Here is a 12,073-nt window from a genome sequence, read left to right on the forward strand (position 1 = left end):
TACAGTTTGAGTAAAAGAATTAAAATAGCCATTTATTCTGGAGAGATACCAAGTTCAACCTTTATTGAGCGTTTGGTTGATGGTTTGGCTCAAAAAGACCATGCCATTTATTTGTTTGGCATTCAAAAGTTTGGAGTCCATTATCCTGATAATGTCAGGGTTTTAGGATATCGAACTTCCCGAGTGTTTAAGATTTTTTATTTATTTAAATATTGGTTATTGCTAAGTCTTTTTAATTCAAAGTCTAAGAAGGCATTGGATGTTTATTTAAAAGAGCAACAACGCTTTAATTTATATTCCCGTCTTAAAACTTATCCTGTTTTGTACCACCGGCCTGATGTGTTTCATGTGCAATGGGCCAAGGGGATAGGTGAGTGGCTTTGGGTGCAGGATTTTGGGATGAAGTTGGTGTTGAGTTTACGGGGTGCCCATGTCAACTATTCCCCCATTGCAGATCTTCAGTTGGCATCCATGTATCGAACGTTTTTTCCAAAGGTAGATGGGTTTCATGCGGTTTCAAATGCCATTGGAAAGGAGAGTAAACATTATGGGGCTCCTTCTGCCTTGATAAAAACTGTTTATAGTGGGTTGGATTTGACTACTTTTGGTTTTCGAGAAATTAAATCACCCAGGGCTGTTTTGCGGTTGTTGGCCGTAGGTCGTTCTCATTGGAAAAAGGGCTATGGATATGCCTTGGATGCCTGTTATTTGTTAAAACAACAGGGACTCGATTTTCATTTTACATTATTGGGAGTGCAGGAAGATTTTGAGTTGTTGTACCAACGACGGGATTTAAGATTGGAGGAAGTGGTCAATTTTGAGCGAGCTGTTTCAGGAGATTTGGTACGGTATTATATGGAGAGTGCCGATGTGCTGTTGCTTCCTAGCGTGGAAGAAGGAATCGCAAATGTGGTGTTGGAGGCCATGGCTATAGGTACGGTGGTTATAGCTACAGATTGTGGGGGAATGGATGAAGTGCTTGAAGATGGGGTGAATGGATTTTTGGTACCTGTGAGAGATCCCAAGGCGTTGGCAGAGAAAATTACCTATGTGGCTGGTTTGCCTCAGGAGCGATTGGAAGCCATCAGGCGTGAGGCTAGGAAGACCATAGAAACCCAGCATCGTTTGGATTTGATGGTTGAGGGAATGAGTGATTTGTATGAGCAGTTAACAATTAACAATTAGCAATTAACAATGAACAATGGTTATTTAGGAGGCAGGAGTCAGGAATTAGTAGTCTGTGGGAAGTTGGATTTAAAAGGAGAGAAGCTAGAGCCAAGAACCAAGATTATAGAAAAAGTGAATAGTGAGTAGGACATTAGGACATAAAAAGCGTATTGGATTGGTGCTATCACAAGTACCTGGATATTCGGAGACTTTTTTTAGGAATAAGATCAAAGGTTTGCAGGCACAGGGATTTGAGGTGGTGTTGTTTGTTGATCAGGATAAGCCTAATAGAGAACCGTTTTTATGTGAGGTACGGGTATCTCCTTTTTCAGCGCCGTTGTTTAAGAAGCTTTTTAGGCTTTTGGTCTTATGTTTTCAAACGTCTCCTTTAAAATGGTTCCAACTTTATAGTTTAAATCGTAAGAGTGGCCGTTCCCGTTATCGGAGTTTAAAAAATGTATTTTTGAGTTTGTATTTGATGACAGAGTCTTTGGACTGGTTGCATTTTGGGTTTGGTGCCTTGGCAGTTCATCGGGAGCATGTAGCCGAAGTTATGGGGGCTCGAATGGGGGTGAGCTTTAGGGGCTTTGATTTGTATCTGTCTCCTTTAAAAGAACCCACTATGTATAAAATCTTGTTTTCTAAGCCTTGTGTTTATCATGTGTTATCCCAAGAAATGAAAACTGATTTGGTGGCGTTGGGTGTCCCAGAGGTGATTATATCTGTAATTACTCCAGCGATTGATGTGTCCTTTTTTAAGGGAAGCGTGTCCTTGGAGTCCCTAAAAAGACCGTTACGAATCCTTACGGTGGCTCGGTTGCATTGGAAAAAAGGTTTGGAATATACTTTGAAGGCCTTGGCTTTACTGAAGTCCGAAGGAGTGGATTTTAAATATACCATCGTAGGAACAGGTGATCAATATGAACGTTTGGTGTTTGCCACTCATCAGCTGGGATTGCAGAGTCAGGTTTCGATTTTAGGAGAAAGAACCCCAGAACAAGTAAGGGAAGCTTATAAGAATCATGATGTGTATCTGCAATATAGTATTCAAGAAGGGTTTTGCAATGCAGTTCTCGAGGCTCAAGCTATGGGCTTGTTATGTGTGGTGAGTGATGCTGAAGGCTTACCTGAAAATGTCTTACATGGAGAGACCGGCTGGGTAGTGCCCAAGCGACGGCCTGAATTTTTAGCTCAAGTTCTTATAGATTTGTTGGGATTGTCTTCTGCGAGTTTGGACGCAGTGAGAGCAGGCGCTATGAGAAGGGTACAGCAGGAGTTTGGGTTGGAGCAGCAACGTGAGGCTTTTGGAAGGTTTTTTAATATGTAGTTGCGTGGATGTGGAGATGTGTGGATTTGTGGACAATGAACAATGTATTGCTTGGTATTCAGTAATCGGTTATTAGTAGGTAGTAGGAGGATTTAAGGACCAAGAGTCAAGAGTCAAGAAAAATTGGGCATTGAGCATAAGGCTTGGTTTTTATAAGGGAGAGTGTTATACTTGTATGCTATTAAGAAAATGATCTATTTATGACTCGATATGAGTGGTTGCGATGGTTGGCGCTTCCAGTGTTGCCGGTACATCTTCAATTGGTACGCCAAGATTTAAAGCGTTTGGTGGCTTCCATGAACCGTGACTATAAGGATGGTGTTCAGTTGCTGGATGTAGGCGGACGGAAATCCCCATATACCATCGGACTTCCTGTACAAGTCACCTTATTGGATGTGCCCCAGGAGAGTGCGACCCAGACCGAATTGCATCTGGGATTTACCGAAACCATATTATCATCCATTCAGGACAAGCGAAGTAATATTCAAGGATTGGTTATTGAGGATATGACCCAATCGGCTCAACCGTCGGAGATCTATGATGCCGTGGCCTGTATTGAAGTTATTGAACATGTTGAGGAAGATGCTTTGTTTGTTAAGCACATTGCCAGGGTGCTTAAACCAGGCGGATGGGCTTATTTTACAACCCCCAATGGGGACTTTATCAAAAATGAAGGCCCTCATAAGAACCCTGATCATGTGCGGCATTATTCCAAGAGGGAATTAGAGGAGTTATTGAAGCAATATTTTGATATTGTGGAAGTGACTTATGCCGTTAAAACTGGGAAATATCGGGTTGGTGGGTTAACTGGATTTTCCAAGAAAAGGCCTTGGTTGTTTTTAAAAACGTCATTTTGTAATTTGGTAAATCGTCTGCAATCCCGAAATGTGAGCCAAAGTTCACAGAATACGGCACATTTGATTGCTAAAGTCCGTAAAAGTTAGTTATGGGAGGTGTTAAACCTTATAAGATTGTTGTCGTAGGGTTGCCCAAAACCGGAACCTCTACACTTACTTTGATGCTTCGGATGCTGGGGTATCAAGTTACTGGGCCAGAGCTTGAGTTTAAACCTGGAGATTTGGATTTATTACAGCACCGTTTTGAGACTTATGATGGCTTTCAGGATTACCCTTGGTGTTTTGAATGGGAGCTGTTTAAGGAAGATAAACAGGTTTTGTTTATTGAATTGAAACGTGAAAAGGCGGCTTGGTGGCAAAGTTTTTATGATTCGTATGGGAATAAGGGAACCAATTATTTGGCATACCCCTATTTTAAGATAGAGAAATCTCAGGAGAGTCAAGGGGACTTTTTGGAATTTTTTGAGCAGTACTATGATCATTTTGGATTTTATAAAGACAAGCATCCAGAAAAAGTTTTGAGTGTGGATATAAAAACACTTTCTTGGGAGGATTTGTGTGATTTTTTAAATGAACCTCTACCTAAAAACATTTTAGGAAAAGTAGCCGAAAAGCCACATGCGAAAGCAAAGTATTTTAAGGAACGTATGACTTTCAAGCATCGATTCAATACAAAGATTAGAAGTTTCTTTTTGCCAGTTGTTGGTGAGCATCGGTGGCAAAGGTGGGTGGCGTTTTTAAGAAAGAGCGGTGTTTTAAGTTAAAAAAATTGGGTTTTTTAATGAGAAAAGAAGAAAAAGTCTTTATCATTGGGTTCCAAAAAACAGGAACTACTTCTTTAGAATTGGCATTACAACGTTTAGGTTATCGTGTCTATGGGGGAGATAAAAATCTTTTGAAATTTCTAGATACCAAAGAACTTCACACTTATATTAAAACAACATTACTGGATTGGGATGCGGTTCAAGATATGCCTTGGCCATTATTTTACAAAGAGTTGTTGGGGCTTTTTCCAGAAGCGTATTTTATATTGACAGTTAGAGATCCTCAATCTTGGATCCGTAGTGTCGTGCAATATTTTGCCAGTATTAGAAACCCATTACATCAAAAAATTTATGGTGTGCCTTGTGCAGAAGGTTTTGAGTCGAGTTACTTAGAAGTCTATCAACAGCACAATGAAGAAGTACAAGTATTTTTTGGTGACAACCCCCACTTTTTAGTTATGGACATGAAGAAGAATTTCAATTATGAAACTTTATGTGGTTTTCTCAATATTCAGGAAATTCCAAGAGAAGCTTTTCCGCATGGAAGAAATAATGGAAGAAGAAGGCTCCCCACATATAAATGGTATCGGGATTTGAGATCTCTCTATTGGAATTTAAAAAAAGGGTATTAGTGCATATCCTAATTTTATATACGTTTAACCGGGGATTGCTTTCTCAATTTTATGAGGAATTGGCAATTAGACTTTCCAATGATGGCCATCAAGTCACTTTTTTTAGCTTGAAAGGGCAAAAGAAGGTAGATGATTCTCACCCTTTTGAATTGATCATCAAAAAAAAAGGAGGCTACCTTAGGAACTATTATGAGGTTTATAATATACTAAAGAGCGTTCAGCCGGATGTGGTGGTTTCCAATTTTAGCTATGTGAATCCTGCTCTTTTGTTTGGTCGGATTTTGGGCGTTAAAAAAAATATTGTTTGGTATCATTCTTTAAATGAACAGACTGGAGCCTCTAGAAAACAAATTTTTATAAAAAAGCAATTTTTGAAATTGGCCCATGTTATTATTGCAAATTCCCAAGCAACTAAGAAGGAGCTTATAAACGCTTATGGTATTTTGGACGCCAGAATTACAACAATTCCCTTTTGGACGCCTATTCATAATATACTGAAAGACGTTAGCGAATTTCAACTGGAGCGCTCAAGTAAAGGCGTGCTTAAAATAGGGTGTCCGGGTCGGTTGGAAGTCCATAAAAATCAAAAACTGGTTCTTCAAGCTTTAAACCAATTAAAGGATTCCGGAATTGTCCATTTTAAATTGTTTTTGGCAGGTCAAGGTAAGGATGAATCTTTTTTAAAACAATGGACTTCAGATCTTCTACTTGAGAGACATGTTGACTTTTTAGGGAATTTATCTCATACTGAAATGATTGAATTTTACCAATCGATGGATGTTATTGTGTTACCTAGTTTGCATGAAGCTTTTGGGTTAGTGTTTATTGAGGCGCTGGCAATGGGGTGTCCGGTTTTAGTATCATCATCTTTTGGTTCTTTGGGATATTTAACAGAGGAAGCCCATACTTTGGATGGGTTTGTTTTTGACCCGCGAGATGCCAATTCTTTAAGCCAAAGATTGTTACCTTATTTTCAAGGTCAGGGATTAGAAGGAACCTATTTTAAAAACCTTTATGAACGTTATTTTAATCCAGATATCATCTATGAACAGATTAAAACCGTTCTTTTAAGAACTAACAAACCATAGTTATCTTCTTTGTTTAAGTAAATGTAGCCTTTGATTCTTGATGATAAGGTAACTACTTGTTAAAAACCAATTAGTCTATCTCTCAAATAATTACTGGAAATATATATGTGCCTATTTTTAAAAGGGAAGGTTTAGTGAAGCTATTTTAAAGAATTATAACTTCAATCTTTGAGAAAGGCCTTATTTTTTAATAGATTTATTCGATTATTAAAATAGTTCAAAAGGGGAGTTAATTTACAAAAACATTTATTGTATTGAGTTGGCTATGGCAAGGAATTAAGAAGTATGTTTTAAAGGAGGAGCAGCCTTTTATAAAAATTACTTTGTGTGGGGTTCCTTTAAAAGTTTTAAAAAAATCTATCAGACTTCGTCGTGATAAGGACGATGCATGGTGGTTTCATTTGGTTAAACACCATAACATCCTATTTGACATAGGTAGTAATGTGGGGTATATGACTTTACTTTCCCTTATTCAAAATCCCAATCGTCAAGTTGTTTTGGTGGATCCCAACCCCAAAGTATTGCAAGCTGCTTCAAAGATGTTTTTAGAGAATCACTTTGGGTTCCGAGTTAACTTTTATTCCGCTTTTGTTAGTGCCAACTGTGATGAGGAGGTGAAATTTTATACGATTGGAACGGGAGCCGCAGGAAGTATGTATGCTTCCCATGCCAAAACAGCCTCTCAGGCTAATTCTTTTATACAGGTAAAAACGGTAACGCTAGATTTTTTAATGGAATTTTACAATATATTACCAGATTTGGTGAAGATTGATGTAGAAGGGGCTGAAGCTTTGGTTTTGGAAGGAGCCAAGAAGCTATCCGAAATATCAAAATGCAGTTTTTTTGTTGAAATGCACCGCAACGAAGACTTGACCATGGAAACAAACACTCAAAGGATACTTGATTGGTGTGAGGTCGTGTCTTATCGCGCTTGGTATCTCAAGACTGGAAGTCAATTAACTTCTGTAGAGGCTGTAAAGGGGCGGGGGAAATATCATTTATTACTTCTTCCTAAAGAAAAACCATATCCAAACTATTTGACCGGCATTGCAGAAAGCAGTCCTTTACCCAATTTATTATAATGCCATTTAGACTATTAAAATATTTACAGCCAACCCATTACTTTCAACGGCTCCGAACAGATGGTTTCACAGTGTTTCCCATTGCCAGATACCTTCCTCAAGAAGTGCTATCTCAATTGACTTCTGATATGAAGTACGCCTCGGAATTGGCAACCCGATACGACTTGTCTTGGCAGGCGATACAACAGGGATTTATTGGGGATACGCCAACTTATGATACCTTTGAAAAACTTCCTTTGGTAGATGAGTATCGGTTCTTGAGGAAAAATTTTCATTGGGCTTGGGTTTGGTATGTTTTTGTATTACGACTTTTAAGCTTTCATCATCCTATTAAGGAGTTTCTTGCTTTTTGGAAAGAAAGGGAGGTTAGAAAACCACATTTGGTTCAAGACCGGATTGCTTATGATGGTTATTCCATTTTTCAATCGCCCTTGTTATCCAAAACACCTTTTATAAGCATTGTTATACCTACCTTGAATCGCTATGTCTATCTACAGGATGTTTTTAAGGATTTGGAACAGCAAACATATCAACATTTTGAGGTCTTGGTAGTGGATCAAACCGAAGACTATGATGCTACGATTTATGAAGGATGGTCTTTTGAGTTGATACATTGGAGACAGGCGGAAAAGGCTTTGTGGCGGGCTAGAAATGAGGCTATAGAAAGGGCTAAAGGAGATTTTATTTTGTTGTATGATGATGATTCTCGCGTGGACTCCAACTGGATTGAAGCCCATTTAAAGGGCTTGGACTATTTTAATGCAGATATTTCCTCTGGGGTATCCATCAGTCAAAAGGGAGCCAGAGTTCCATTAAATTATCAGTTTTTTAGAATCAGTGATCAATTGGACACGGGTAATGTACTGCTAAAAAAAGAAGTCTTCCTGCAAGTTGGGCTTTTTGATCGGCAGTTTGAAAAGCAACGTATGGGCGATGGGGAATTTGGAATGCGCTGTTATTTAGCGGGATTTAGTAATGTTTCTAATCCCCATGCAAAACGACTTCATTTGAAAGTAGGTACTGGAGGGTTAAGAGAGATGGGGAGTTGGGATGCGTTTCGACCCAAGCATTGGTTGGCACCTAGACCTATTCCTAGTGTTATTTATTATTTTAAGAGGTATTTTGGTACTAAGGCATCTATATATAGCCTTGTGCGAACCGTACCTTTTTCGGTGATGCCTTATCAATTTAAAAAAAATAGAGGTATGATGGTTTTGGGTGGCTTAATCAGCTTGTTGCTGTTGCCTCTTGTTTTGGTTCAAGTGGGGCGTTCCTGGTATATGGCTAGTCAGAAAATTAAGGAGGGGCCAAAGGTTGAGAAGTTAGGGGATGAGTAGATGTGTGGACAATTAACAATGAACAATGAACAATAGACGGATTAGTTATAGGAGAAAAGAAAATAGAAAATAGAACTTTTGGCTTAAATCATATCAAAATAGTAATCAGTAATCAGGAATCAGGAGTCAGGAGTCAGGAGTCAGTGGTTAGTAATCAGTAATCAGTAGTGAGTTGTGGTTTAATTGTGTAATCGTTTAGAGTTAGATTCTAGAGGTAAGAATTAAGTTAATAGTTAATAGTTAATAGTGAATAGTGAATAGGTTAATGTTAGTGTTCTAAAAAAAAAGTGTGTAAATCATTGAAAAATAAAAATTTATTGCTTGTGACGTCTGAGTTTCCGCCCTTGCCAGGGGGGATTGGTGAGCATGCTTACCAATTGGCGAAACAACTACATCGATTAGGATATCACATCACCGTCTTGAGCGATCAACGAGTTTCGGAAGGTCTTGAAGAACATACATTTGACGAAGCTCTTCCGTTTCGGGTAGTTCGTACTGCACTTCGAAGTCCCCGGTGGCAGATGTATTTTCAGCGTATTCAACAGTATCGTAATTTGGTGGGCCATACGGATGTGGTTCTTGCCAGTGGGAAATTTTCTTTGTGGTTGGTGGGTTTTACCCAATGGCTTTATAAAAAGCCTAGTATAGGGATTCTGCATGGGTTTGAAGTCAATTTCCATAAAACCACTTTGAAGAAAAGTATCGATAGGGCATTGCATTCATTTGATCGTTTGGTTGCCGTATCCAATTTTACAGCCTCTAAGGTTTCTCAGTTCCAGGATAAGGTTTGCGTGATTCCCAATGGGTATGCAGAGGATAAATGGGCAACCACCCATCTTATTCCAGTTACTTTGAAAGGGAACCCTAAACTGATTACCGTGGGGAACGTTCATGAACGAAAAGGGCAATTGCAGGTTATTAAGTTATTGCCTGAATTGCTTCGTGTTTTTCCAGACTTACATTATCACTGTGTGGGACTGCCAACAGAGGTTTCCAGATTTCAAAAAGAGGTTGAACGGTTGGGGGTCGAGTCACATGTGAGTTTTCATGGGAGGTTGTCTACAGATGAGGTGGCTTCCTATTTAAAAGACGCCGATATCTTTGTGATGCTGAGTCAGGAGACCGCTACTGGTGATGTTGAGGGCTTTGGGATTGCGATTTTGGAAGCTAATGGTTTTGGGATTCCCGCCTTAGGAGGCTTGGGAAGTGGGGTGGAAGATGCCATACAGAATGGGGTTTCTGGGAAATTGGTTGATTCTGAAGACCCTCAAGCTATAATAGAAGCCATTCAGGAGATTTTGAGTCATTATAAAGCTTATTCGGAAGGTGCGAAGGCTTGGGCTGAGACCCATGCTTGGGAGCAGGTTGTTAAAGGTTATGTGGAGGTGATTGAAGGAATCAGTAAACAGTAAACAGTAATCAGTAGTCAGTAGTCAGTATTTAGGAGTTAGTATTTAGGAGTTCGTGGGAAGTTGGATTCATGAATCAAGTGTCAAGACGATTTTAGTTTATTGTTTTTAGTTGATGGTTGATTCAGGATTCAATCCTTCTTGTTGCTCTTCGAACGATTACTCGAAGTGACTTCTCGATACAATTTTGATTGCTTTGCTCCAAAAATCACTAGTAGTGACAATAAAGGTGTCTTGTCAGTTCGAGTGCCGAACGTAGAGAGGTGTATCGAGAACTATTAAAACTTTTTCTTGGATAGATTGGGTAAACTGTCAAATTCATTGTTAATTAAAGCCTGCTTTTTGACTCTCGACCAATTTTTGATTTGCTTTTCGGTTGAAATGGCAAGTTCGACATTGGTGAATTCTGCATAGAAAACCAATTTTACTGGTAGTCTTGTGCTTGTGTAGCTATTGGAATATTTCCTTGAAAGATGGTCAGAAAGTCTTTTTTCAAGATTTGAGGTAATCCCAGTGTAGTATGACTTGTCAGAGCATTCTAAAATGTACACGAAATAGACTTTCATTTTTTAAAGATAGTAAGCTTCTCGATAAAAATCGCTCTTTGTTGCTCTTCGAACGATCACTCGAAGTGACTTCTCGATACAATTTTGATCGCTTTGCTCCCAAAATTACTCGGAGTGACAGAAAAGTGTCATGTCAGTTTGAGTTCCGACCGCAGGGAGGTGTATCGAGAACAATGAGGAAATAATCAATTTTTAAAATTGAAACATGACTTCTCGATACAGTTTTATTCCGCTACGCTTCATAAAACCACTCGAATTGACATACTTATAGATAGTATTTTGGACTATTACGCTTAACAAAATCACCTAATGCCTAACGGTAGGTAACTCGAAGTGACAGGTTAGTGTTTGGTTGATGGTTTTTAGTTGTTAGTTGCTTCTAGATACAATTTTCTAGCTGGAATGATCCCGACGATAAATATTTAAATGCAAAAGATCTGATTTTTCCTTCGGGCCAATGCCCAAAGCGACATGCTTCTCGATACATTTTTGCTCCTAGTGTCGCAAAACCACTCGAAGTGACAACGGGTATTTGTATTGTGTGGGTCTTAGAATCGAAAGCATCTTTAACAAATACATTTGGTGGTTTGGGGTAATGGACTATATTTGATTGGCAAACCATTCTTTATGACTTTGACCATTATTTCACATACGGAACATTATAAAACAGCCAATGGCCAGATTGTGGGGTTTGGACCAACCGTAATGGAAATCAATAGTCTTTTAAAACTTTTTGATCGGATTGTTCATGTGGCGATGTTACACGATGGAACGCCACCTGCCCATGCTATGGCTTACCAGGATCAGCGGATTGAGTTTCGGCCCTTACCAGCCATAGGAGGACTAAAAATGACCGACAAATTAAGGGTGCTTGGGCAAGCTCCTGAGGTACTACGTCAGGTTAAAAAGGCAGTGGCAGAAAGTGACTGGTTCCAATTTCGGGCGCCCACGGGGATAGGGGTATATGTGATTCCTTACTTGATGTGTACTCAAAAATCAGGTTGGTTTAAATATGCAGGTAACTGGAAACAGGAGGCAGCACCTTTGTCATACCGTTTTCAACGGTGGCTGTTGATGCATCAAAAACGGAAGGTAACCATTAATGGGCATTGGCCTGATCAACCCAGTCAATGTTTGACCTTTGAGAATCCTTGTTTGACGGAAACCGAACTTGAAAAAGGAGTAGCCGCCTTCCAAACTAAAAAACCTATAACTGAAGGAGTGGTTCTCTGTTTTGTTGGACGCTTAGAAGAAGCCAAAGGCGTAGATGTTTTTTTAAATGCCTTGAAAAAATTGCCCGATTCCATTCTTAAAAAATTGGATCAAGTTCACGTGGTAGGCACCGGTCCTGAGATTGCTCGATATGAAAATCTCATGGCAGGTTTTAATATTCCAGTCCTATTTCATGGTCTTTTGTCTCGGGTTGATGTCCATAATATCTATGCCAAAAGTCATGGTATTGTGCTTCCCACTCAATCGGAAGGTTTTCCCAAAGTCATTTCTGAAGCTATGGCATATGGGTGCGTCCCTATAGTCTCCTCGGTTTCTGCTATTGGTCAGTATGTGACTGTTGATACAGGCTTTTTGTTGGATGATTTGAAAATTGAAACCTTGGTAAAAACTTTATCATCTTTTTTGGATTTGACTACAGAGACCTATCAAAATATGGGTAAGCAATGTTTGGATGGCGTTAAGAAGTTCTCCTATGCCTCCTATGGTGAACATTTAAAAGAGGTCCTTTTATAAAGGTTTAAGTTATAGAATTTTATTCAGACAATTGAGTGAAAATTGTTGTGTTTTACAAAATTAATCTATTTTAGAGGTGTTAAAAGGAATTCAAGATG

General features: G+C 39.1%; 11 protein-coding genes. 10 read left to right on the top strand and 1 reads right to left on the bottom strand.

Annotated features, from left to right (window positions below; translation table 11 throughout):
• Positions 1 to 6 precede the first annotated feature (6 nt).
• The 9 genes from GZ212_RS10325 (at position 7) to GZ212_RS10365 (ending at position 9,666) form a co-directional block, all read left to right on the top strand.
• Positions 7 to 1,185: a glycosyltransferase family 4 protein gene (locus GZ212_RS10325; RefSeq protein WP_166959731.1), complete on the top strand. Its 1,179-nt coding sequence runs from the start codon at positions 7 to 9 to the stop codon at positions 1,183 to 1,185.
• Positions 1,186 to 1,306: 121 nt separating this feature from the next.
• Entirely contained in the window at positions 1,307 to 2,494 is a 1,188-nt protein-coding gene (locus GZ212_RS16220; RefSeq protein WP_166959734.1) for a glycosyltransferase family 4 protein, read from the top strand.
• A gap of 200 nt (positions 2,495 to 2,694) precedes the next feature.
• Positions 2,695 to 3,438: a bifunctional 2-polyprenyl-6-hydroxyphenol methylase/3-demethylubiquinol 3-O-methyltransferase UbiG gene (locus tag GZ212_RS10335; protein ID WP_166959737.1), complete on the top strand. Its 744-nt coding sequence runs from the start codon at positions 2,695 to 2,697 to the stop codon at positions 3,436 to 3,438.
• Positions 3,439 to 3,440: 2 nt separating this feature from the next.
• Complete coding sequence (locus tag GZ212_RS10340; protein ID WP_166959741.1) at positions 3,441 to 4,115, top strand: sulfotransferase; 675 nt, start codon at positions 3,441 to 3,443, stop codon at positions 4,113 to 4,115.
• 17 nt (positions 4,116 to 4,132) lie between these two features.
• Positions 4,133 to 4,747, top strand: coding sequence for a sulfotransferase family protein (locus tag GZ212_RS10345; RefSeq protein ID WP_166959744.1), 615 nt, complete (start codon positions 4,133 to 4,135; stop codon positions 4,745 to 4,747).
• On the top strand, positions 4,747 to 5,835 hold the full coding sequence (locus GZ212_RS10350) for a glycosyltransferase family 4 protein (RefSeq protein WP_166959747.1): 1,089 nt from the start codon (positions 4,747 to 4,749) through the stop codon (positions 5,833 to 5,835). The genes GZ212_RS10345 and GZ212_RS10350 overlap by 1 nt, the downstream gene beginning before the upstream one ends.
• A 254-nt stretch (positions 5,836 to 6,089) precedes the next feature.
• On the top strand, positions 6,090 to 6,917 hold the full coding sequence (locus tag GZ212_RS10355) for an FkbM family methyltransferase (protein WP_166959750.1): 828 nt from the start codon (positions 6,090 to 6,092) through the stop codon (positions 6,915 to 6,917).
• Positions 6,917 to 8,254, top strand: a complete 1,338-nt coding sequence (locus GZ212_RS10360; RefSeq protein ID WP_166959753.1) for a glycosyltransferase family 2 protein — start codon at positions 6,917 to 6,919, stop codon at positions 8,252 to 8,254. The genes GZ212_RS10355 and GZ212_RS10360 overlap by 1 nt, the downstream gene beginning before the upstream one ends.
• A 323-nt stretch (positions 8,255 to 8,577) precedes the next feature.
• Positions 8,578 to 9,666, top strand: a complete 1,089-nt coding sequence (locus GZ212_RS10365) for a glycosyltransferase family 4 protein (RefSeq protein WP_206080428.1) — start codon at positions 8,578 to 8,580, stop codon at positions 9,664 to 9,666.
• Positions 9,667 to 9,941: 275 nt separating this feature from the next.
• Here GZ212_RS10365 and GZ212_RS10370 read toward each other — a convergent pair whose 3' ends face one another.
• Positions 9,942 to 10,229, bottom strand: coding sequence for a GIY-YIG nuclease family protein (locus GZ212_RS10370; protein WP_166959759.1), 288 nt, complete (start codon positions 10,227 to 10,229; stop codon positions 9,942 to 9,944).
• Positions 10,230 to 10,856: 627 nt separating this feature from the next.
• On the opposite strand from GZ212_RS10370, the gene GZ212_RS10375 reads away from it, so the two are divergent.
• On the top strand, positions 10,857 to 11,975 hold the full coding sequence (locus GZ212_RS10375; protein ID WP_166959762.1) for a glycosyltransferase: 1,119 nt from the start codon (positions 10,857 to 10,859) through the stop codon (positions 11,973 to 11,975).
• The last annotated feature ends 98 nt before the right edge of the window (positions 11,976 to 12,073 follow it).

Origin of the sequence: Mangrovimonas sp. CR14 (genome assembly GCF_011764015.1) — a bacterium.
Taxonomy (GTDB): Bacteria; Bacteroidota; Bacteroidia; order Flavobacteriales; family Flavobacteriaceae; genus Mangrovimonas; species Mangrovimonas futianensis.